The sequence below is a fragment of the Arthrobacter sp. Cr_A7 genome (genome assembly GCF_029222765.1).
Lineage (GTDB): Bacteria > Actinomycetota > Actinomycetes > Actinomycetales > Micrococcaceae > Arthrobacter.
In genome coordinates, this window is record NZ_JARHXQ010000153.1 from 1 (window position 1) to 21,475 (window position 21,475).

Consider the following 21,475-nt stretch of genomic DNA (forward strand, 5'->3'; position numbering starts at 1 on the left):
CGGCTGCACTGGGAGCCCCCACGCTTTTGCGTGTGCTGCGGACGGCGGCTCAAGGTGCAGGTCTCGCCATTGGGCTGGTGGGCGCAGTGCTCCCGGCATGGAGCCACCACCTCCTGACGGCCCCCATTCAGCACCGGAAAAGGCACGGCCGAAAGAAGCACCAGTCCATCCACCACGCGGCATCCAACACCCTCTGGCGCATTTCTACCTTACGTAGAAGAATGGCGGCATGATGTTTGAACATGCAGACGGCAATCCCGTCCTGGAACTCGATGATGAGCAGTCCTGGCGCCTCCTTGAGGGCACACAGCACGGCAGGCTGGTGGTTTCCGTCGCCGGCGAGCCGGACATCTTCCCGGTGAACTACGTGACATCGGGCCGGAAGGTGTACCTGCGGACGGCACCGGGCAACAAGCTGGCCCAGCTGACCATCAACGCCACAGTGCTTTTCGAAACGGACGGCATCACCTCTGACGAAGCCTGGTCCGTGGTGCTCCGCGGCAAGGCCCGGGTGCTCAGCAATTCGGCGGAGCTTGCGGCGGTGGAAGAGCTGGGGCTGAAGTCGTGGGTTCCGACCCTGAAGGATTTCTACGTGGAAATCGAGCCGCTGTCCGTGAGCGGCCGGCACTTCCAGCTCGGCGAGCAGCCGGAGCGCTGACTCCGGCGTCCTGCCCGCCTCCTGGACCGGCCGCTCCTGGACTGGCCGCTCCTGGACTGCCCGCTCCTAGACTTAAGGCATGGCGGACAAGCTCACTCCGGAGCAGCGCAGCTGGAACATGTCCAGGATCCGGGGCAAGAACACGAAGCCCGAACTGCTGGTGCGCCGGCTGCTTCATGCCAAGGGGTACCGCTACCGCCTGCACGGCAGCTCCGGGGCTAGCAGGCTGCCCGGCAACCCGGACCTGGTGTTCGCAGGCCGGCGCAAGGTGATCTTCGTAAATGGCTGCTTTTGGCACTTCCACGACTGCCGCGTGGGCCAGCACGCCCCCAAAGCCAACGCGGAATTCTGGGAAGCCAAGCGCTCCCGGACCAGGGACCGTGACGCCGGCCAGCGCCGCCAGCTCGAAGACGCCGGATGGGAAGTCCTCACTGTCTGGGAGTGCGAGCTCAAGGACGGCTCGGCGCTGGAAGCCCACTTGGTGGAGTTCCTGGAGGGCCGTCAACCATCTTGAGGCAATCTTTGGCTTTTGCCGCCGTGCTTCTTGATAGTAAAGCGGAAGGATGAACCCGTCGTCCCAAAGGGCGGAAATCCCCACCAACAGTCCGGAGCAGTGCGATCCCTTCCTGCCAGCCAGCTCCCGGGCAACGACCGCCCCGGACCGTGCCACAAGGTGTCCCGCTCCGTGTTGACGGCCGGTGCCGGCAACCAATATCCAGGTGCAAAAAACCCCGTCTTACGTGGTGGCGCTGAAACCCACAGCCTTATCAAGAAACCCACAATTCTCGCCGGAAAACCAGCCACCGCGAGGCAGCAGACCTAACCTGAAAGAGCACATGCCCCACCCACCCGCACTGTTCCCGGAGTGGCATCCCCCGGCTGAAAGGAGCCTCATGGGCGCTTCAGATGATGCTTCCCGGCCGTTGGTGGACCAGTCCGTCCTCAACCGTCTCCGTGAAGAGCTGGAGGAGGACGAAGGGTACTCCATGGTGTTTGTGGGGAACTTCATCGAGTGCCTGCCGCAACGGATCGGCCGCCTGCGGCTGGCCCTGACCACCGGAGACCTGGAGGGCGCGGTGGACGCGGTGCTTAGCCTGAAGACATCCAGCCAGATGGTGGGCGCCGAGCGGCTTGCCGGCCTGGCCACGGATCTGGAAGGCGAAATCCGCACCGAGGCGCGTGAGGCGGAAGCCGCCGTCGTCCTGCCCAGGCTGGCGGCCACGTTCCTGCGGCCCATCAACCAATGCAGCCGGTTGACCATGCACCGGCTGCAGGTTCAGTGTTCTCCGGGTGCCAGGCGGTAGCCCACGCCGCGGACCGTCTGCAGCCAGCGCGGCTGCTGCGGCGAATCCCCAAGCTTCTTGCGGAGGTTCCCCATGTGGACCTCGACGGACCGTTCGTCGGCCTCGCTGATGTAACTGCCGACGTCGTAATCCTCGTCCCGCAGCCGGCGCACCAGGTCTGCCTTGGTGCGGACGGTCCGGCCCGCCTCGAGCAGGGCGTGGAGAAGTTCGAACTCGGTGCGGGTCAGGTTCATCTCTTTGCCGTCAACCACCACGGTGCGGGAGGCGTAGCTCAGTTCCAGGCCGTTGTGGCTGAAGTTCCCACGCTCGGGGTGACCGTGGCCCTCGGCTGCTGCCTCCACGGAGAAGGTGTCTGTTGCATCCGGGACGGAGCGGGGGCGGCGCATCATCGCGGCAACGCGGGCGCGAAGTTCCCTGGGGCGGAAGGGCTTGGTGAGGTAATCGTCGGCTCCGGACTCAAGCCCAATCAGGGTATCGAGCTCCTCGGTGCGGGCCGTGAGCATCACGATGTAGGCGTCGGAGAATTCGCGGATTTGCCGCGACACTTCGAAACCGTCGATGTCCGGCAGCCCAAGATCAAGGGTGATGACGTCCGGATTGAGGTGCTTGGCGATCAGGACGCCCTCGGCGCCGGTACTGGCCACGGTCACGTCGAAGCCGGCCTGGGTCAGTACCGTGCGAACCAGTTCCCGGATGTCATGGTCATCCTCGATGACCAGTCCCACACGTGCATCACTCATAGCGTCCCCTCAGCAGCCAACGTCAGAAGTATAGCGGCCTGCGGATATCCTGCTGGTATGGCCCTGCACACCCTGTCCCCGAAGTCGTCACGCCATGACTAGTCCCACAGCATGGTCCTCGGGCAAGTTGCGGTTTTTCCGCCGGCCCTTCCATGAATACCGGCTGACGGACCGGGTGGCGATGAGCCAGATGCCGCTCTTCGTGACCACGCTGCTGACAGCCTTCCTGATGTGGGCGTTCTTCCCGGCCACCATGAACAACCCGTTCTTTCTCACGTTCCTGGTGTCGCAGCTGGTCCTCATGGGCCTCTGCTACCTGGTCCCCTGGGACCGCCTGCCCTACACAAGCTTCCTGGTCATCCCCCTGCTCGACTTCGTCTCCATCGCCTTCGGCCGGGAAGGCGGGCAGGAGAGCCTCACGGGCATCAGCCTCCTGGCAGTATTCCCCGTTATCTGGTGGTGCGCCTCCGGCTACTACCCCCGCCTGGCCCTGTGGCTTTCCTTCCTTGCACCGCTTGCCATCATCTGGGTTCCGCTGCTCCTGAAAGGCAGTTTCACCGCGCAGGACTTTGCCCGCTCCCTGCTCCTGCCGGTGATGATGCTGGGCATTGGCGTGTCCGTCAGTGTCCTGACGCTCAGCATGATGCGGCAGCAGCGTGAACTGGAGGAGAAGGACGCCCAGCTGCAGGCCAACCTGCTCACCAGCCAGCGCCAGGAGTCGCTGCTCAACACGGTTCTGGACACGGTCCACCTGGGCGTGCTCGCCGTCGACGCCGACGGCCATGACATCCTGATGAACCGGAAACAGCGCGCCAACCACGAGCTGGCACGGCCCAAGGACATCGCAGACCCCAACGAGTCCCAGCTGCTCGTGTTCGGGCCTGACCGCAAGACGCTGGTTCCCGTCCAGGAGCGCCCGGTCCGCCGCGCCGTCCTGGGCGAAACCTTCACCGACTATCTGGTCTGGCTGGGCGCGGAAAAGGAGCAGCGGGCTTTTGTGACCACCGCCCGGGCCATGAAGGACGCCGAAGGGAAGTTCGCCGGTTCCGTGATCGCCTTCAGCGACGTGACGGACCTGGTGAACGCATTGACCGCCAAGGACGACTTCGTCTCCAGCGTCTCCCATGAATTCCGGACCCCGCTGACGTCCATCCTGGGCTACGTGGAGATCCTGCTCGGCGACGAGCCGGAGGAGTCCCAGCGGCAGATGCTCGAGATCATCCGCCGGAATTCGGAACGGCTCCTGACCCTGGTCTCCGACCTGCTCGCCAGCCGAAACGGCCAGCTGATCGTCACTCCGCACGCGGTGGACGTGGCGGAACTTGTGCGGGCAAGCGTTTCGTCGGCCACGCCGAAAGCCGTTGCGTCCGGGGTGGTGCTGGCTGCAGAGACGCCGGAGCGGCTGGAAGCCCATGTTGACGGCGCCCGGATTTCACAGGTCCTGGACAACCTTGTGTCCAACGCGATCAAGTACTCCCCCGACGGCGGAAACGTTGTGGTGTCCCTGGCTCAGGAGAACGGGCACCTGGCATGCCGCGTCACGGACACCGGCATGGGGATGAGCCCCGAAGACGCGTCGGAGGTGTTCGCCAAGTTCTTCCGCACCAGCAGCGTCCGGCGCACCGCCATCCCCGGCGTGGGGCTGGGCCTGCCCATCAGCAAGGCGATCGTGGAAGCGCACGGCGGGACCATCGAGGTGGACAGCGCACTGGGCCAGGGCACCACGTTCACCTTCCGGGTTCCGGTCTAGCCATCTCCGGTGGTTGAACCTGCTGGAACCTGGATTTCGACAGGCTCAATCACCGGTGGCTCCGGTCTAACGGGCCTGCCGGACCACCTCGCCCCAGGACTGCCGGGCAAGATCGCGGACCGAGGCGAGGATGTCGGCCGGTGCCATGGACAGGTCCAGCGGGAACTCCACGATGTCGATGTCCGTGTTGAGGATGCGGCGGAGCTTCATCTCGCCCGATCCGGCGTAGACCAGCCAAGCGGTGGGCACTGCCAGCGCCGTGCTGTGGGCCAGCATCTGGTAGTGGTCAGCCGTCAGGGAAGCGCCGGCATCGGTGGCTGCCTTGTACTTGGCGTTGTACACCACCACCGGACGGCCGCCCAGCAGGTGAACCGCGTCCGGGCGGACCGACAGCCTGTCCGCGTCCCGCACCGCTTCACTGAGCAGCGCGTTGTACCGCAGCCGCAGCTCCCCCGGGTAAGCCGCCATCGCCTCGCGCAGGGCGGTGCCGACGAAGTCCTCGAACACCTGGTTCATATCCACCACGAACGAGGCTGTCTGTTGCCTGCCCTCCCCCGCTTCCGCCGACGCGTTGCGCAGGATCAGCTCGGCCAGGCGGAGCACCGCGTGGTAGCGGAGGTTCATCCTGGTGGGCTTCCACGGCGGCAGCGGAGCGCCTGCTGGAAGGCGGGTGACGGCGTCGAGCTTTCCCTTGAGCAGGCGAAGCCGGCTCAGCACCTCGGGGCGCACGCGCGGGATCTGGCCCATCCGTTCCAGTGCCGCGCGGAGGATCCTGTTCTCGGCGATGTCCTCGGTGAACTCGTCATACGAGACTTCCAGCGGCACCAACATCCCCGGCCGCCGGGAGATCTGGTCCGAAATCCGGATCCGCCCCTTGACGGTCCGCAGCGACTCATCAACGGTGAGGTAGCCCTGCAGCACGCCGCGGCCCAGGGCGCGTTCGGCAAGCTGCGCCAATGATTCGGCCAGCGCGCTCCACAAATCCCGGTCCTCGACGGCAGCCACGGTATCCGGCCTGAAGCCCTGCTCGCCGGCGTAGCTGAGCAGGAACAGGAGCCGGCTCAGGCCCAGCCGGTCCTTGGGGCGGACGTCCAGCTGCACGGTGGGCGTCCGAACGGAACCCACCTTGCCCACCGGCTCGATCCGGTACAGCCCCATGCCCATCGGCGAGGCTTTGGCCAGGCCGCTGGAGTTCAGGAAGGAGGCGCTGGCGGGGTCGAGCCGTTCCACCATTCCGCGGGACAGCTCATCAAGGACCAGGTGCCGCAGGGACGGGCCGGAGCTACCCGGCTGCAAGGCGTCCCAGCAACTGGTCCAGCCCGAAGCGTTCCTCCAGCTGCGCCCGGGTGAGCTGGCCGTGGTAGTGCTCTTCCAGGAGGGGCATGAGCTCGTACTTCCAGATCCGGCGCAGCCCCGCCGGAGTCTGGGCAGCCGGCTTCATGAAGTAGGACGGGCCGATCATCAGGTCGCGGTCCCACTCGTCGATGGCGCTGTTCAAAGCATCCAGCAGCAGTGCGGGGGTGGTGTCCAGCTCCCGGGCCTGCAGGAACCGAAGCAATGAGCCCTTCACCGGTTCGGTCTGCGGGTGCAGCTCGATGAAGGAAAAACGGCGGCGGATGGCGGCGTCCATCATGGCGATGGACCGGTCCGCGGTGTTCATGGTGCCGATGATGTACAGGTTGTCCGGCAGGGTGAACGGCTCGTTCGGGCTGTACTGCAGATAGATCCGGTCGTCGCGGTACTCCAGCAGGAAGTACAGCTCGCCGAACACCTTGGCCAGGTTGGCGCGGTTCATCTCGTCGATGATGAGGAAGTACGGCTTTTTCTCGTTCCCGGGCTTGGCGGCCTCTTCTGCGAGGCGCCGCAGCGGCCCGGCCACCAGTTTGAAGGACACCTGGCCCTCGTCCGTTTTGTCCGGCCGGTAGCCCTCGAAGAAGTCCTCGTAGGCGTAGGACGGGTGGAACTGGACCAGCTTGACGCGTTCGTCGGTGGTGTCGTCAGCCAGCTCGGCTGCCAAATGCTTCGCCAGGTAGGTCTTGCCGGTACCGGGAGGGCCGTACAGGACCAGCTGCCGGTTCTCCTCCAGCAGGTCCGCGATCTCCTGCAGCGGTTCCAGCTCCATGTGCAGTGAGTCTGCGAATTCCGGGGTCAGCGGGCGGAATCCCTCCTGGACGGGAGGCACGACGACGGCGGCTTCAGCATCGCCGTCGGGCTCGGCTTCCGCTTCGGGCGGCAGGAGGGCCTGCAGCGCCTGCGCCACGCGGGTGACGTCCACGACGATGCCGGCGGTGGCCAGCTGCCGCTGCACGTGCCGGGGCAGGCTTGTGGTGGGGTGTCCTTCATCGAACCAGCGGACCTTGCGGCGGAGGCGCCGATTGTCATCGTTGTAGTCGGGTTCCCCGAGCACACCGCCCAGCCGCACCGTGCCGGCGTGCTGGTACAGCACCAGGTCCCCGGGCTTCATCACGGTGAGGAAGGCGAAGACGGCGGTTTTGGTGTCCTCGCGTTCCACGTAGCCGAGGTGTTTGTAGTCCTCGTCCACGGCGTGCTGCACCACTCCCGCGGTGACGCCCGGGTTGAGCAGCCGGAGGTGCTCGACGTCGAGGGTCACCTTTTCCTCGCCCTGCCAGGCAGTGAGCAGTTCGGTGTTGTCGCCGTGCGTCCGCAGCAGCCAGGCCCGGTGTCCGGGGTCTCCCACCTTGCGCCACTGGCTGACCAGCTGCCGGGCGTACCAGTCGATGCGCTGGCCCGCCTGCTCGTCCAGATGCAGCCGGATGCGGTGGATGTCCGCGGTGATGTCGTCTTCGCTGTCCCCCTTGGCCCCGCCCACCAGGGAAGCGAAGGCGTCCCGGATTTCCTGCCGCTCAATGTCCGCAACGACGGGCTCAAAGTAGCTGGGCCAGGCCAGGAACTCGATGCTGCGGCGGATGGCCGGCTGGTCACCCGGCGTGGCCGAGGCAAGCCGGTGGAACTTCAGCGGGTCCTGCAGGGCGCCGGTGATCTGTGCCGGCGGCTGCTGGTCCACGTGCTGCACAAAACGGCACAGCCACTTCAGGTGGTCCCAGATGGTCCAGTTGAACTCTGCAGTGCGGTCCCGGATCACTCCGTGGTCCGTCATGCCCTGGTAAAGCTCGTCAGGCAGGTCCAGCGGAGGTTCAAGCCATGAAGCGGCCTCAGCTACCCGGGCACGCTTGACCTTGAGGGACTTCACCTCGTGTGCCAGGGGCAGGGACTGCAGGAAGAGCAGCTCGACGGCCAGTTGCTTCGCCTCGCGGGACGCGCCGTCCAGGTTCTGCCGGAGGTTGGTCATCATGGGCGCTTTGGGGTCCGGCGTCCCGCGTTCCAGCCGGTCCAGGAGTTCGGCGGCGGCCTCCGACGTCCAGGTCAGCGTCCTGCCGTCCAGGGCCGACGGTTTGCCCTGCAGCCCTGGCCCCAGAACGAACCACGCCGCATCTTCGATCTCTCGTGAGATGCCGAGGGCGCGGGTCATGGCAGCAGTGGAGGCGGGGGTCATGGATTCAAATTTACAGGGTCAAGCTGGGCGGCGGCTCAAAGGTCTCTGGACGGGCAGTCCCGCGGGGACCTTTTGACCTCCGGCCGCCCGCCCGTTTCCTGTTGCTAGACGCCGGGGGTACCCCGCTTCCGCCCAAAGATGAAGTAGCCCATGGGGCCGATGAAGTTGATGAAGGAGGCGGCCCGCCACGCCGCTTTCGGCCCGTTGATCTGAGCCTCGGGCCGCCGGGAGATGTCTCGTTGCGCAGCCACCAGCAGCGACATCTGAGCGATGCCCACCACAATGGTGCCGGCCTTTGCCGACGGTGACATCTCCTTCCAGGTCTTCTTCTTCCTGGCAGCGCTGGTCTTGTTCTTGGCCATCTGGGATTCCTTTCGTTCGGGTGTTTCCAGTCCAGTCTGTCCGCTGGAGTCTTGTCCAGAGGCTTAGTGGGTGTAGGGAGCCAGCCGTTCCTTCTGTTCGGCAGTCAGCCGCTGCACGCGGCCGGTGGCTTCGTCCACGAAGGCCAGGTGGGTGCTGGCCTTCACGCAGTCCTCCCCGGTCACGGGGTCCTTGACGAGGTAGTGGATGTCGAAGCTGGCGCCCTTGACGGCGCCGATCCACACCTGAACCACGGCGGGGATATTGCGGTACTCAAGGGTCCTGACGTAGCGGATCTTGTGGTCCACCACCAGCGCCATGGTCCCGTCCGGGACGGCGTTGAAGAGTGACACCTGCGGCTCGACGCCGGGAAGTCCCGCTCCCCGGGGAGGCCCGAAGGCCCCGATCCGGGCTTCCTCCAGCATCCGCACGATCTGCACGTTGTTGATGTGGCCGTAGGCATCCATGTCGCCCCAGCGCATGGGTACCAGGACCTCAATGCGCCGGTGTCCGTGCTTCCCGTGGTCCTGCCGCGCGTGCCTGTCCTGCTCCACTGTGTCTACCCGCTCCGCTGTGTCTACCTGATCCACTGTGTCCACTTGCTCCATTGTGTCTGCTTGCTCCACGTTGTTTCAGTTCTCCACGTTGTCTCAGTGCTGCACATTGTCCAAGGGCTGTACATTGTCTACCTGCGCGCTCAACTGTGCACCGCCGTCGCATCATCCACCGGCACGTCCCCGGCGTCGGCTCCGGCGAACTGGGACATGTAGAGCCGGTAGTAGGCGCCGCGGGCGGCGAGGAGAACCTTGTGGTTGCCCTGCTCGACGATCCGGCCGTCCTCCATGACCAGGATGGTGTCAGCATCGCGGATGGTGGAAAGCCGGTGCGCGATCACGAAGCTGGTCCGGTCCGTCCGGAGCGCCGCCATGGCCTTCTGGACCAGGAGTTCGGTACGGGTGTCAACGGAGCTGGTGGCTTCGTCGAGGATCAGCAGTGACGGGTTGGCCACAAAGGCGCGGGCGATGGTGATGAGCTGTTTTTCGCCGGCGCTGACGTTGTTGCCCTCTTCGTCAATGATGGTGTTGTAGCCCTGGGGCAGGGCCCGGACGAAGCGGTCCACGAAGGTGGCTTTGGCCGCGGCCATGACCTGTTCCTCGGTGGCGTCCAGGTTCCCGTAGCGGATGTTGTCGTAGATGGATCCGCCAAACAGCCAGGCGTCCTGGAGCACCATGCCCACCTTGGAGCGGAGCTCGGAGCGGCTGAGGTGGGTGATGTCCACTCCGTCCAGGGTGATGGAGCCGGAGTTGAGCTCGTAGAAGCGCATCACCAGGTTCACCAGGGTTGTCTTTCCGGCGCCGGTGGGCCCGACGATGGCCACGGTGTTTCCGGGTTCTGCGGTGAAGGACAGGTTTTCGATGAGTTTCCGGTCCTCGGTGTAGCTGAAGGTGACGTCCTTGAAGTCCACGTGACCGTCGGTCTTGGGAGGCAGGTGCTCGGTGGCGGTCTCGGGGTCCTGTTCATCGGCATCGAGAAACTCGAACACTCGTTCAGCGGAGGCAACACCGGACTGGAGCATATTGGCCATGCCCGCCATCTGGCCCAGCGGCTGGGTGAACTCACGCGAGTACTGGATGAACGCCGTGGCATCGCCCAGCGACATGGACCCGGACGCGACCCGGAGGCCGCCCACCACGGCGATGCCCACATAGCTGAGGTAGGAGACGAACTGCATCACCGGGAAGATGATGCCGGAGACGAACTGGGCGCCGAAGCTTGCCTTGTAGAGGGCTTCGTTGCGTTCCTCGAATCGTTCCAGCATGTCGGCGTCGCGGCCGAAGACCCTGACGAGGTCGTGGCCCGAGAAGGATTCCTCGATCTGGCCGTTGAGCGCGCCGGTGTTCTTCCACTGCGCGGCGAACAGTTTCTGGCTGCGCACGCCGATCATGCCCGCCGCCACACCGGACAAGGGCAGCGCGACCAGTGCGATGAGGGCCAGCTGCCAGGAAACGATGAACATCATGACCACGATGCCCACCACGGTCAGGAGGGAGTTGATCAGCTGGGCGAACGCCTGCTGGAGTGCCTGTTGGATGTTGTCGACGTCGTTGGTCACCCGCGAGAGGACGTCGCCGCGCTGCCGGGTGTCGAAGTAGTTCAGGGGCAGGCGGTTCAGTTTCTTTTCGGTGTCGTCGCGGAGCCGGCGGATCACCTTCATGACAATCCGGTTCAGGACGTAGCCCTGCAGCCACAGGAAAATGTTGGCCACGAAGTACATCAACAGGACGATGGCGATCAGGAAGGACAGCTTCTGGAAGTCGATGCCGGTGCCGGGTACCAGTTCCATCCGCGAGACCATGTCCGCGAAGTTGTCCTGCCCCTGCTGGCGCAGCCCGTCAACAAACTGGTCCTTGCTGACGCCGGCCGGGAGCTGTTTGCCCACCACTCCGCCGAAGATGACGTCCATGGCCTGGCCAAGGATCTTCGGCGCAATGACGTTAAGCACCACGGCGACCACCACCATGGCCACCACCACGTAGATGCCCAGGGCCTCGGGCTTCAGCAGCCCCATTAGCCGCTTCGCGGAAGGCCAGAAGTGCTCGGCTTTCTTGGCGGGCATCCCGCCGAACATGTCCCCGTCCGCTTCGGAGGGCTTGTACTCCTCTTCGAGGAATTCGTCCTCGTCGGCCAACCCCGCCTCGGCAGGGTCCGTGGCTCCGGGGGCGGTTTCTGCGATGGGTGTGGAGTCCTTTTTGCGGGGGCTCATGCCATTTCCTCCACGCTCAGCTGGGATTCAACAATTTCCTGGTAGGTGGGTGAGGTTTCCAGGAGTTCCTCGTGGGTTCCGCGGTCCACGATTCGGCCGTTGTCCAGCACCAGGATCTGGTCCGCCTCGGTGATGGTGGAGACCCGCTGGGCCACGATGATGACGGTGGCGTCGGCAGTGGTGCCCTTGAGTGCGGCGCGCAGCCGGGCGTCGGTGGCGACGTCCAGTGCGGAGAAGGAGTCGTCGAACAGGTAGACCCTGGGCTTCGTTACCAGCGCGCGGGCGATGCAGAGGCGCTGGCGCTGGCCGCCGGAGACGTTGGTTCCGCCCTGCGCGATCCTGGCGTTCAGGCCGTTCTTCTTCTCCCGGACAAACGACTCACCCTGGGCGACCCGGAGCGCGTCCCAGAGTTCCTGGTCCGTTGCCTCGGTCTTCCCGAAGCGGAGGTTGTGCTCGATGGTGCCGGAGAAGAGGTAGGGCCGCTGCGGTACCAGTGCCACGCGTTTGGTGATCTCGGCGCGGTCCAGCAGGCCCACGGGCACTCCGTCCAGCAGCACTTCGCCCTCGGCGGCGTCGTACAGCCGGGGCAGCAGGGACAGCAGCGAGGTCTTGCCCGCACCGGTGGAGCCGATGATGGCAATGGTCTGGCCGGGCTTGGCGGTGAAGCTGATGTTGCTCAATACCGGTGACTCGGCGCCGGGGTAGGCGAAGGTGACGTTGCGGTACTCGACCACGCCCGTGAGGGACGCCGGAGCCTGGGGCTCCTCGGGATCGTGGATGGAGGGCTCGACGTCGAGCACCTCGCCGATGCGGTCGGCACAGACAGAAGCGCGCGGGATCATCATGGCCATAAAGGTGCCCATCATGACCGCCACCAGGATCTGAAGTAGATATTGCAGGAAGGCCGTCAGCGCGCCCACCTGCATCTCGCCGGAATCCACCCGCTGCCCGCCGAACCACAGCACCGCTGCCGTGGACAGGTGCAGGATCATGCTGATGGCCGGGAACATCAGTACGAACAGGGCGCCGATCTTCAGGGACACATCGGTGAGTTCCCCGTTGGCTTCCCCAAACCGCTCCGTTTCGTAGGGTTCGCGGACAAAGGCCCGGACCACCCTGATGCCGATAATCTGCTCGCGCAGCACCGCGTTGATGCGGTCGATCTTTTTCTGCATGGACCGGAACAGGGGCATCAGCCGGACCACCAGGTAGCCCACCACAACGGTCAGGAGGGGGACCGAAACCCACACCAGCCACGAGAGGTTCAGGTCCTCCCGCAGCGCCATGATGATGCCGCCGATGCACATGATGGGCGTGGCCACCATGAAGTTCAGGGCCATCAGCATCAGCATCTGGACCTGCTGCACATCGTTGGTGCCGCGGGTGATCAGGGTTGGGGCACCAAAGGCGTTAACGTCCTTGGCGGAGAAGCTGGTGACCTTGCGGAACACCGCGCGCCGCAGGTCCCGGCCCAGGGCCATGGCCGTTTTTGAACCGAAGTAGACGCCGGCAATGGCCGTTCCCACCTGGACGAACGCCACGAGCAGCATGACGGCCCCGGTCCGCCAGATGAAGTCGGTGTCTCCCCGGGAAACCCCTTCGTCAATGATCTGTGCGTTCAGGCTGGGGAGATACAGCGCGGCAATGGTGGACGCCAGCTGGAACACGATGACGGCCACCAGATACGGCATGTACGGCCTGGAAAACCTCTTGATGAGGGTGAGGAGCATGCCCGCGGATCCTTAGGGATGAGTGAGTGGAGCAGGAAGGTTAAGTAGTAGCAGCCGGGGCTGACATCCCTAGCCTTCCCACTCTACGAAACTCCCTTCGCCCGTCAAACAGCCTGCGGAAAGATCATCCGAGGGGCGTACCCCCGGCGGGTCACTTTCCTGCCGAGGCAAGCTCCGGCGTCGTACTTTCTGCTGCCTGCGCAGGCTGGATGTCAACCGTGCGGCGCAACGGCTTTTCCTTGATGAACAGCACGGACACCAGTGCCACCACAGCCACTACCGCGGAAATCAGGAATACTTCGGCCGTGGCGTCGCCGTACGCGGCCCGCATGATCTCGCGCACGGGTTCGGGCATGTGGGCCAGGTCCATGCTGCTGCCTGCGCTGCCGCCCTGGACGGGAATCCCGGCGGCGGCCAGTCCCTGCGTGGCAAGGCCGCTCACGCGGTTGGCCAGGACGGCGCCGAGGACGGAAACGCCGATGGCGCCGCCGACGGAGCGGAAGAATGCAACCGAGGCGCTGGCCGTGCCGATGTCGGAGGCGCGGACCGTGTTCTGGACCGCCAGGACCAGGTTCTGCATCAGCATGCCCAGGCCAAGGCCCAGGACGGCGGTGAAGATGCCGGTATGCCAGAGTTCAGTGGTGTGGTCCATGGTTCCGGCGAGCCCAAGTCCGCCGATCAGCAGGATGGAGCCGGCAATCAGGTAGCCCTTCCACTTGCCGGTCCGGGTGATCAGGAGTCCCGAGGCCACCGAGCCGGCCAGGTTGCCGGCGATCATGGGAAGCGTGAGCAGGCCGGCCTCCGTTGGCGTGGCCCCGCGGGCAACCTGGAAGTACTGGCCCAGGAAGGTGGAGGAACCGAACATGGCAATGCCCACTGCCACGGAGGCGAGGATGGACAGCGCGGTGGTGCGCTCGGAGATGATCTTGAGGGGGATGATGGGCTGTTCCACCTTGGATTCCACCAGCACCAGCAATGCGAGCATGAGGACACCCCCGCCCACCATCACGGCGGACTGCCAGGAGATCCAGTCGTAGTAGGCGGGGTTGCCGGCGAAGGAGACCCAGATCAGGAGCAGGCTCACGCCGGAGGTCAGCAGGACGGAGCCGAGCCAGTCGATCTTGGCCGGGCGCCGCACATGGGTGATCTTGAGCGTGACCTGCAGCAGGACCAGTGCGACGACGGCGAGCGGCACGCAGACGAAGAACGTCCAGCGCCAGCCGAGCGGGCTGTCCACGATGAAGCCGCCCAACAGCGGGCCGCCGGCGGTTCCCACGGCCATGACGGCGCCCATGTACCCGGAGTATTTGCCGCGGTTCCGCGGCGGGATCATGGTGCCGATGATCGCCTGGGCCAGGGCCGTGAGGCCGCCCATCGCCACGCCCTGGATGACGCGGGCCACCAGCAGCAGCGGGATGGTTTCGGAGAGGCCGGCCATGACGGAACCGGCCACAAAGATGATGATGCTGAGCTGGACCAGGACCTTTTTGTTAAAGAGGTCGGCGAGCTTGCCCCAGATGGGTGTGGTGGCGGCGTTGGCCAGCAGCGCGGCGGTGATGACCCAGGCGAAGTCGGTTTGGGTGCCGTGCAGGTCGGACATGATGGTGGGCAGCGCGTTCGCCACGATGGTGCTGCTGAGGATGGCCGTGAAGAATGCGGCCAGGAGACCGGTGAGGGCCTCCATGATCTGCCGGTGGGACATCTCCGGCGGCGCGGCGGGGTTTGTCGGCCCGGCCTGGGTTGAGGTGTTCGGCGCGGCGGTCTGGCTTGCCATAAGAATGCTCCTAAACGCTGGTTTTAGTGGATCCGGCCGCCGTTGCCCGGGCTGATGTCTTGAGTGATTCGGTGAGCTTGTGCAGGGTTTTCGCCGTGGTTCCGACGTCTTCCTCGCTCCAGTCGCGCAGGTAGTCCTGCAGGACGGCTGTGCGTTGCTCCTCGATGTGCCGGAGCTTCTCCGCGCCCGACGGAGTGAGGGCCACCAGCTGCGCCCGGCCGTCGTCGGGATCCTGCCTCCGGACCACGAAACCCTGCTCCTCCAGGTCCGCGATGTGGCGGCTGAGGACTGGAGCGCTGACGCCCAGCCGCTCCGCAAGTTTGGTGGCCCGGGACTCCCCCTCCCCCACGAACCGCAGGACGCCCTGGAGCGCCACCCCGGTGTCCTGGCCCCGCGCGCTGGCCGTGGCGATACACCGCACCGCGCGCTGGAGGTCGAAGATCTGGTACACGAGATCGGCTGCCGTATCAGGGGCTACTGCCATGGCTCCAAGGACTCCTCAGTTGTTTGCCTGAAGCAACTATATCCCACATTGGTTGCTTTAGGAAACTATCCCCCGCGGGCACGCTTGAAGGGCCGGGTATACGAAAGGACCCCGCCTCCTTGCTGGAGGCGGGGTCCTTTCGTATGTTTAGTTCTGGTCAGGCTTCCAGATGCGTGGGGGCGAACATCTTCAGGAGCGTTTCAACCACGACGACGTTGGGCCCGTCGGCGGCGAATCCCGCCTTCAGCGCGTCCCCCACGCCCTCGGGCGATACCCGGGTGGCGGGAACACCGAAGGCTTCTGCGAGCTTCACGAAATCGGGCCTGGCGAGTTCGGTCGCGGTGGCCTTGCCAAAGGCGCCCACCATGTATTCGCGCAGGATCCCGTAGCCGCCGTCGTCCACGATCAGCCAAGTGACCGGGACGTTGTGCTGCTTGGCTGTGGCCAGTTCGGAGATGGAGTACATCGAGGAGCCGTCGCCGGATACTGCCAGCACCCGGCCTGGCTTGCCCACGGTTTCCAGGCCGACGGCACCGCCGATGGCCGCGGGGAAACCGTAGCCCAGCCCGCCTGCGCCCTGGGCCGAGTGGAACTGGCCTTGCCGGGCGTCCCAGCAGGACCAGCCCCAGTAGGCGGCAATGGTCATGTCCCAGAACGTCTGCATGTCCGCCGGGACGGCCTCGCGGATGTCGGCCATGAACTTCAGTTCCTTGCCGAGGTCCTGGGACTCCAGGCGTGCCCTGACCTTCGCCAGGGACTCCTTGACCAGCTCTTCCGGAGCAGTGCCGTGCCAGTTGGCTTTGGCTCCTGAAGGGTCAACCTCCAGGGCCTCGTCCAAGGCCGCCAAGGCCTGGCCGGCGTCGGCGCGGATCCCCAGGCCGGGGCGGTTGGACTCCAGGACCCGCGGTTCGGCATCGATCTGGATGATTTTGCCCTGGGGCTCAAAGGTGAAGTAGTTGGAGGTGACCTCGCCCAGGGACGAGCCGATGACCACCAGGACATCGGCATCCTCGAGCAGATCGGTCATGTGGCGGTCCTCGATCCAGGACTGCAGCGATAACTCATGGTTCCAGGGGAACGCGCCGTTGCCGCCGGGGGTGCAGATCACCGGGGCGCGCAACTTCTCCGCGATGGACAGCAGGGACTTCTCCGCCCTCCCCCGCCGCGTGCCGCCGCCGGCGATGATCGCGGGCCGTTCGGCAGCTGCCAGCCACTTCACGGCCTCGCGCACCAGTTCCACCCGGGGCGGGTTGTCCGCTGCTTCGGCCAGGGCGTCCTCCACGGGCGGAACCATGATGGGATCCAGCAGCACGTTCTGGGGAATCTCGATCCACACCGGACCCTGGGGCGAGGAAATGGCCTCAGTCCAGGCATCCTGGATAGCTGACGGGATGCCTGAGGCGTGCTGGATCAGCCGCTGGCTCTTAGTGACATTCGCCGCCGACGCCTTCTGGTCATCGAGCTGGTGCAGCATGCCCTTGCGCCGGGCGCCCAGGCCTTCCAGCGGAATCTGGCTGGCCACCACCACCATCGGAACACCCGTGGCGTAGGCCTCCTGCAGGCCTGCCAGGGAGGTCAAAGCGCCCGGGCCGGTGGACAGGAACAGGACCCCTACTTCGCCGGTGGCGCGGGAGTACCCGTCCGCTGCGAAGGCACTGTTGTTCTCCACCCGCGAGGACACGAACTGCAGGTTGCCCCGGCCCATCGCATCAAAGAGGCCCAACGCATGCTGGCCGGGGATGCCAAAGACGGTCTTCGCGCCCAGGGCTTCCAGCGTTTCGACGACGAGGTCCCCGCCGTTACGGGCGCCGGTCCCCTTTGTGGGGGCGGCCGTTCCCGGATCGAAATCGATCATTTCGCTACTCCTTGCCGGCTGCCGCAAAACCGGCAGGCCGCCGGACCTCCTGGCCAAGGGCCTGCGCAGCGTATCCAATGGCAGCCCCGAAACGGTCGCCCGGCACAGCGTTATCCGCCATCAGGGTCACCAGTTCGTAGGCGACGTGGCTGGCGGCCACACCCGTAATCTCCGCGTGGTCGTAGGCCGGAGCGACCTCGACGATGTCTGCGCCCACCAGGTTCATGCCGCGGAAGCCGCGGATAATTTCCAGGAGTTCGCGGCTGGTGATGCCGCCGGCTTCGGGCGTGCCCGTGCCGGGCGCGTGCGCGGGATCCAGCACGTCGATGTCCACGGAGATATACAGCGGGCGGTTGCCGATCCGGTCGCGGACCTTGGCCACGGTCTCAAGGATGCCCTGGTAGTAGACGTCGGCGGAGGTGACGATGCCGAACCCGAAGCGGTGGTCGTCGTCCAGGTCCTTCTTGCCGTAGAGCGGGCCGCGCGTGCCGATGTGGCTGATCGCCTCGGTATCGAGGATGCCTTCCTCGACGGCGCGGCGGAACGGCGTGCCGTGGGTGTATTCGGCGCCGAAGTAGGTGTCCCAGGTGTCCAGGTGGGCGTCGAAGTGCAGCATGGCGACCGGCGCGCCTGCACGCTCGGCGGCGGCACGGAGCAGGGGCAGGGCGATGGTGTGGTCGCCGCCAAGGGTTACCAGCTTGCTGCCGCCGGCGGTGAGGTCGAGGGCGTTCTGCTGGACGGTTTCAATTGCCTCGTTGATGTTGAAGGGGTTGACCGCCATGTCCCCGGCGTCTGCCACCTGGACGTTTTCGAACGGGCTGACGTCCCAGGCCGGGTTGTAGGGGCGCAGAAGGCGGCTGGCTTCCCGGACGTGGTTGGCGCCGAAGCGGGCACCGGGGCGGTAGGAGACGCCGGAGTCAAAGGGAACGCCCACCACCGTGATGTCGGCCTTGGCCACCTGGTCCAGCCGCGGGAGGCGGGCGTAAGTGGCAGCACCCGCATAACGGGGAATACGGGATGAATCGATGGGGCCAAGGTTGCCGTTGGCTTCGATGCGCAGCTCTTCCAATGGAGGCCTCTCCTTCGAGGAGTTGAGTGACTATGTGACTGCCATCATACACCCTGGTTTTCTAATGAGCACCAAGTGTTTACCTTCGTGGGTTCGGTCCATTCCTGCCCGGTTCCTGCCCGGCTTCCCCGCCCTCAGCCCTGGCTTTCGCGGAAAACACAGGAATCCCACACGCTCCTGCCGTTGACGTCCGAACCGAACCGGGAAGGAATGAACAGCCCTCACGCAAAAGCGCTGTCCACATACCGCCGCTGTCCCATTCCGCAGCCCAATCAGGGCAACCTGCAATTGATGAATGGACATCTTTGAGTACCTCAAGAGCAACGGGGGCGTCGCCCGGGCCGCACATCTTCTTGACGCGGGCTACTCCCGGCGGGACATCAGGCGCCTGGCGGAGCGCGTGGGGTGCCTTGCTCCGCCGTCGTCCACGGCTTTGGCGACGTCGGCTATCCGACTGCACGGCGTTCCCCTTGAGCTGCTCAAAGCCCAACTGCGCGGGGACCGCTCCCGCCCGGTCCTGCGGGCACTGCGGGACCTCGACCTCCGGGCAGAGTCCATCGTGGAGGTGGATGCCCAACATCTGTTCAGAACCAAGGGCAACGGATATGAGGCCCAGGTGGTCCTGCCCGGAATTGGGCGCGTGGATTTCCTGCTTGCCGGCTTCCTGATTGTGGAAATTGACGGCTTCGCTTTTCACTCAAAGCGTGCAGACATGCTCAGGGACCGGCAACGCAACAACACCTCCACGGTCACCGGCTACGCCGTCCTCCGCTATATGCCCGAACACATCTGGTTCCACCCGGAGCAAGTCTTGACGGAAATCAGGGCCGTGCTGGACGCCGGACCGGTGCGTTCCTTCCCGGTTTGACCCTGTCCGCCATGTTGGGAGGCCCCACACTCCGGGAAACTCGGGGAAGGAACACGGGTGCGCCGGCCGCAAACCGGGCAGGAACGTACGGCAACGCGGGGGGCACTACCGGCTGGCGGCGGGGACCAGAACCCAGAGCACCTCGACGGGCTTGTCCGTGGGATTGACCCAGGTGTGCGGCTCCCGGCCGGGGAAGGTGACGGTGTCGCCCGCGTCAAGGTCGTACTGCTCGTTGGTGAGGATAAGGCGGATGCTGCCTTTGATCACGTGAAGCACGTCCACGTCGCAGTCCACAGCGTAGAGTTCGGATTCGCCGCGGCCGTGCGGTTCGATGCAGGCCTGGATGATCTGGATGCGCCGTTCTGAGCGGGCCGTGAGCAGCCGCTCCACAATGCCCTGGCCACCAAGGGAGATCCGCGGCCCGTCGTTGCGCTTGGTCAAGTGCGTTTCCGGGGCCGCGAACAGGTCGCCGATCGAGATGGACAGGACCTGGCACAGCGTCACCAGCGAGGCCACTGACGGGGACGTCAGGTCGCGCTCCACCCGGCTCAGGAAGCCCTTAGTGAGCCCGGTGGCATCGGCAACCTGCTCAATGGTGAGCCGCTGGGACTGCCGGGCGGCCCGGATCCGGGAACCAATGGCAACCGGAACGTTGCTCGGCTCAACTGGCAGTGCCTTCATCTACGAACCTTTCATGGCCGGCAGTCCGGCCCCACTCTGGAGCAATACTAATGGCCAGCCTCTTCTGTGACGCCTCCATGGCGCGCGGTCCGGGCTACCTAATTCCCCCTTGACTGTTACTGCCGTCACAGCCTAACCTTTGGAAAACACATGTTGCCTATAGGGCAATTATCGAGCGCCCCCTCTCACCCCAATTTTCGCAGCGGCATCCGGCGGTCCCCCCGCTCCGGATGCAACCCCCGGCTGCCAAACAGCTCCAAGGAGCCCAACATGGACGCACAAGTCATCAACATCGCCATCGTGGTGGTGTACCTGCTCGCAATGCTGGCCTTCGGCTGGTGGGGCAAGTCCCGCACCAAGAACAACAGCGACTTCCTGGTCGCCGGCCGGCGGCTCGGCCCCTTCCTCTACACCGGCACCATGGCCGCCGTCGTCCTGGGCGGTGCTTCAACCGTCGGCGGCGTGGGCCTGGGTTACAAGTTCGGCATCTCCGGAATGTGGCTGGTGGTGGCCATCGGCGCCGGCGTCCTGCTCCTGAGCCTGCTTTTCGCCGGGACCATCCAGAAACTGAAGATCTACACGGTCTCCCAGATGCTGACCCTGCGCTACGGCAGCCGGGCAACCGAAGCCTCCGGCATCGTGATGCTCGCCTACACGCTGATGCTGTGCGCCACGTCCACGGGCGCCTACGCCACCATCTTCGTGGTGCTGTTCGGCCTCGACCGCGCCCTGGCCATCGCCATTGGCGGCGCCATCGTGCTGGTGTACTCCACGGTAGGCGGCATGTGGTCCATCACCCTGGCAGACCAGGTGCAGTTCGTCATCAAGACCGTCGGCATCTTCTTCCTGATGCTCCCCTTCACCCTCAACGCCGCCGGTGGCATCGACGGCATCCGCAGCCGCGTTGACGAGAGCTTCTTCCAGATCGACGGCATCGGCCTCCAGACGATCATCACCTACTTCGTCGTCTACACCCTGGGCCTGCTGATCGGCCAGGACATCTGGCAGCGCGTCTTCACGGCCAAGACGCCCGGAGTAGCCCGCTGGGGCGGAGCCACGGCCGGCATCTACTGCATCCTCTACGGTGTTGCCGGCGCCCTGATCGGCATGGCCGCGAGCGTAGCGCTGTCCAACATCGAGATCGCCGCCAAGGATGATGTCTACGCCGAAGTTGCCCAGAACCTGCTGCCCATCGGCATCGGCGGACTGGTCCTGGCCGCCGCCGTCGCGGCCATGATGTCCACTGCGTCCGGTGCCCTGATCGCCGCCGCCACCGTAGCCCGCGCGGACGTCCTGCCGTTCGTGGCCAGCTGGTTCGGCAAGAACATCAGCACCGAGGACACGGACAACCCCGAGCACGACGTCAAGGCCAACCGCATCTGGGTCCTCACCCTGGGCATCATCGCCATCGTCATCGCCATCATCACCAAGGACGTTGTGGCCGCCCTGACCATCGCCTACGACATCCTGGTGGGCGGCCTCCTGGTGGCAATCCTGGGCGGCCTCGTGTGGAAGCGCGGCACCGGGATTGCCGCCGCTGCCTCCATGGCGGTGGGCTCCGTGGTCACCCTGGGCACCATGATCGTCCTGGAAATCAACGCCAAGGCGCCGCTGGACGGCATCTACGCCAATGAGCCCATCTACTACGGCCTCCTCGCCTCGGCCGTGGTTTACATTGCCGTCTCCCTCATCACCCCGCCCACCGACCCCCGGGTCATGCGGAACTGGCAGCGCCGCGTCGCCGGCCAGGACACCGAGGAAACCCCGGCAGAAGCAGTCACCGCTCCCTGACGGCCGCTTCCAGCGCCACGACGGCCCATGCACCACGGCCAGCGCACGACGACGGCGCCTCCTTTCGCTGAACCGCGGAAGGAGGCGCCGTCGTCGTGTGTCCTATGCCTACTCTGTTTCGGCGCGGACCTCG

Annotated in this window: 18 protein-coding genes; 6 read left to right on the forward strand and 12 right to left on the reverse strand. The window is 65.4% G+C overall.

The features are described 5' to 3' along the window. The first annotated feature begins 229 nt into the window (after positions 1-229). The 3 genes from P2Q66_RS09465 to P2Q66_RS09475 all read left to right on the forward strand — a co-directional run bounded on the left by P2Q66_RS09465 (position 230) and on the right by P2Q66_RS09475 (position 1,962). On the forward strand, positions 230-658 hold the full coding sequence (locus P2Q66_RS09465) for a pyridoxamine 5'-phosphate oxidase family protein (protein ID WP_079597773.1): 429 nt from the start codon (positions 230-232) through the stop codon (positions 656-658). A gap of 79 nt (positions 659-737) precedes the next feature. Beyond that, positions 738-1,172 carry a very short patch repair endonuclease gene (locus P2Q66_RS09470; RefSeq protein ID WP_079597774.1) on the forward strand — a complete coding sequence of 145 codons (435 nt, stop codon included), beginning with the start codon at positions 738-740 and terminating at the stop codon, positions 1,170-1,172. Positions 1,173-1,551: 379 nt separating this feature from the next. Then, a complete protein-coding gene (locus P2Q66_RS09475) occupies positions 1,552-1,962 on the forward strand; it encodes an Hpt domain-containing protein (protein ID WP_275727509.1) in 411 nt (136 codons plus the stop codon). On the opposite strand, the gene P2Q66_RS09480 is transcribed toward P2Q66_RS09475, so the two are convergent. Beyond that, a complete protein-coding gene (locus P2Q66_RS09480; protein ID WP_176156876.1) occupies positions 1,935-2,702 on the reverse strand; it encodes a response regulator transcription factor in 768 nt (255 codons plus the stop codon). The two genes, P2Q66_RS09475 and P2Q66_RS09480, sit on opposite strands and share 28 nt — an antisense overlap. A gap of 94 nt (positions 2,703-2,796) precedes the next feature. Between P2Q66_RS09480 and P2Q66_RS09485 the strand changes: the two genes are divergently transcribed. Next, positions 2,797-4,452 carry a PAS domain-containing sensor histidine kinase gene (locus P2Q66_RS09485; RefSeq protein WP_275727513.1) on the forward strand — a complete coding sequence of 552 codons (1,656 nt, stop codon included), beginning with the start codon at positions 2,797-2,799 and terminating at the stop codon, positions 4,450-4,452. A gap of 66 nt (positions 4,453-4,518) precedes the next feature. On the opposite strand, the gene P2Q66_RS09490 is transcribed toward P2Q66_RS09485, so the two are convergent. From P2Q66_RS09490 to speB, 10 genes are all read right to left on the reverse strand, one after another. Continuing rightward, positions 4,519-5,748 carry a restriction endonuclease gene (locus P2Q66_RS09490; protein WP_275727515.1) on the reverse strand — a complete coding sequence of 410 codons (1,230 nt, stop codon included), beginning with the start codon at positions 5,746-5,748 and terminating at the stop codon, positions 4,519-4,521. Then, complete coding sequence (locus P2Q66_RS09495) at positions 5,735-7,966, reverse strand: AAA family ATPase (protein ID WP_275727517.1); 2,232 nt, start codon at positions 7,964-7,966, stop codon at positions 5,735-5,737. Before P2Q66_RS09495 ends, P2Q66_RS09490 begins: the two co-directional genes overlap by 14 nt. Before the next feature lie 104 nt (positions 7,967-8,070). Then, positions 8,071-8,328 carry a PLDc N-terminal domain-containing protein gene (locus P2Q66_RS09500; protein ID WP_115524252.1) on the reverse strand — a complete coding sequence of 86 codons (258 nt, stop codon included), beginning with the start codon at positions 8,326-8,328 and terminating at the stop codon, positions 8,071-8,073. A 63-nt stretch (positions 8,329-8,391) separates the two neighbouring features. Then, the gene (locus P2Q66_RS09505) at positions 8,392-8,808 is read right to left on the reverse strand and encodes a thioesterase family protein (protein ID WP_275727530.1); all 417 of its coding nucleotides are present in this window, start codon (positions 8,806-8,808) and stop codon (positions 8,392-8,394) included. A gap of 215 nt (positions 8,809-9,023) precedes the next feature. Continuing rightward, positions 9,024-11,090: an ABC transporter ATP-binding protein gene (locus tag P2Q66_RS09510; RefSeq protein ID WP_275727520.1), complete on the reverse strand. Its 2,067-nt coding sequence runs from the start codon at positions 11,088-11,090 to the stop codon at positions 9,024-9,026. Then, the gene (locus P2Q66_RS09515; protein ID WP_115524250.1) at positions 11,087-12,820 is read right to left on the reverse strand and encodes an ABC transporter ATP-binding protein; all 1,734 of its coding nucleotides are present in this window, start codon (positions 12,818-12,820) and stop codon (positions 11,087-11,089) included. The genes P2Q66_RS09510 and P2Q66_RS09515 overlap by 4 nt, the downstream gene beginning before the upstream one ends. A gap of 151 nt (positions 12,821-12,971) precedes the next feature. Continuing rightward, positions 12,972-14,522 carry an MFS transporter gene (locus P2Q66_RS09520; protein ID WP_345795626.1) on the reverse strand — a complete coding sequence of 517 codons (1,551 nt, stop codon included), beginning with the start codon at positions 14,520-14,522 and terminating at the stop codon, positions 12,972-12,974. An 82-nt stretch (positions 14,523-14,604) separates the two neighbouring features. Continuing rightward, positions 14,605-15,078: a MarR family transcriptional regulator gene (locus P2Q66_RS09525; protein WP_275727521.1), complete on the reverse strand. Its 474-nt coding sequence runs from the start codon at positions 15,076-15,078 to the stop codon at positions 14,605-14,607. Between the two features lie 157 nt (positions 15,079-15,235). Next, on the reverse strand, positions 15,236-16,933 hold the full coding sequence (locus P2Q66_RS09530; protein WP_275727522.1) for a thiamine pyrophosphate-binding protein: 1,698 nt from the start codon (positions 16,931-16,933) through the stop codon (positions 15,236-15,238). A gap of 4 nt (positions 16,934-16,937) precedes the next feature. Then, the gene (gene speB, locus P2Q66_RS09535) at positions 16,938-18,002 is read right to left on the reverse strand and encodes an agmatinase (RefSeq protein WP_275727524.1); all 1,065 of its coding nucleotides are present in this window, start codon (positions 18,000-18,002) and stop codon (positions 16,938-16,940) included. A 295-nt stretch (positions 18,003-18,297) separates the two neighbouring features. On the opposite strand from speB, the gene P2Q66_RS09540 reads away from it, so the two are divergent. Then, the gene (locus P2Q66_RS09540; protein ID WP_275727526.1) at positions 18,298-18,870 is read left to right on the forward strand and encodes a DUF559 domain-containing protein; all 573 of its coding nucleotides are present in this window, start codon (positions 18,298-18,300) and stop codon (positions 18,868-18,870) included. Positions 18,871-18,975: 105 nt separating this feature from the next. Here the strand turns inward: P2Q66_RS09540 and P2Q66_RS09545 are convergent, their stop codons facing one another. Beyond that, positions 18,976-19,551, reverse strand: a complete 576-nt coding sequence (locus P2Q66_RS09545; protein ID WP_079597787.1) for a cupin domain-containing protein — start codon at positions 19,549-19,551, stop codon at positions 18,976-18,978. Between the two features lie 270 nt (positions 19,552-19,821). On the opposite strand from P2Q66_RS09545, the gene P2Q66_RS09550 reads away from it, so the two are divergent. Beyond that, on the forward strand, positions 19,822-21,342 hold the full coding sequence (locus P2Q66_RS09550) for a sodium:solute symporter (protein ID WP_115524244.1): 1,521 nt from the start codon (positions 19,822-19,824) through the stop codon (positions 21,340-21,342). Positions 21,343-21,475: the final 133 nt, after the last annotated feature.

Bases quoted from the DNA above. Each gene is read 5' to 3' on its own strand.
- P2Q66_RS09520 (WP_345795626.1), bottom strand. From the start codon at position 14,522: ATGTCCCACCGGCAGATCATGGAGGCCCTCACCGGTCTCCTGGCCGCA.
- P2Q66_RS09505 (WP_275727530.1), bottom strand. From the start codon at position 8,808: ATGCGCTGGGGCGACATGGATGCCTACGGCCACATCAACAACGTGCAG.
- P2Q66_RS09475 (WP_275727509.1), top strand. From the start codon at position 1,552: ATGGGCGCTTCAGATGATGCTTCCCGGCCGTTGGTGGACCAGTCCGTC.
- P2Q66_RS09540 (WP_275727526.1), top strand. From the start codon at position 18,298: ATGGACATCTTTGAGTACCTCAAGAGCAACGGGGGCGTCGCCCGGGCC.
- P2Q66_RS09470 (WP_079597774.1), top strand. From the start codon at position 738: ATGGCGGACAAGCTCACTCCGGAGCAGCGCAGCTGGAACATGTCCAGG.
- P2Q66_RS09495 (WP_275727517.1), bottom strand. From the start codon at position 7,966: ATGACCCCCGCCTCCACTGCTGCCATGACCCGCGCCCTCGGCATCTCA.
- P2Q66_RS09515 (WP_115524250.1), bottom strand. From the start codon at position 12,820: ATGCTCCTCACCCTCATCAAGAGGTTTTCCAGGCCGTACATGCCGTAT.
- P2Q66_RS09545 (WP_079597787.1), bottom strand. From the start codon at position 19,551: ATGAAGGCACTGCCAGTTGAGCCGAGCAACGTTCCGGTTGCCATTGGT.
- P2Q66_RS09500 (WP_115524252.1), bottom strand. From the start codon at position 8,328: ATGGCCAAGAACAAGACCAGCGCTGCCAGGAAGAAGAAGACCTGGAAG.
- P2Q66_RS09465 (WP_079597773.1), top strand. From the start codon at position 230: ATGATGTTTGAACATGCAGACGGCAATCCCGTCCTGGAACTCGATGAT.
- P2Q66_RS09550 (WP_115524244.1), top strand. From the start codon at position 19,822: ATGGACGCACAAGTCATCAACATCGCCATCGTGGTGGTGTACCTGCTC.
- P2Q66_RS09480 (WP_176156876.1), bottom strand. From the start codon at position 2,702: ATGAGTGATGCACGTGTGGGACTGGTCATCGAGGATGACCATGACATC.
- P2Q66_RS09485 (WP_275727513.1), top strand. From the start codon at position 2,797: ATGACTAGTCCCACAGCATGGTCCTCGGGCAAGTTGCGGTTTTTCCGC.
- P2Q66_RS09530 (WP_275727522.1), bottom strand. From the start codon at position 16,933: ATGATCGATTTCGATCCGGGAACGGCCGCCCCCACAAAGGGGACCGGC.
- P2Q66_RS09510 (WP_275727520.1), bottom strand. From the start codon at position 11,090: ATGAGCCCCCGCAAAAAGGACTCCACACCCATCGCAGAAACCGCCCCC.
- P2Q66_RS09525 (WP_275727521.1), bottom strand. From the start codon at position 15,078: ATGGCAGTAGCCCCTGATACGGCAGCCGATCTCGTGTACCAGATCTTC.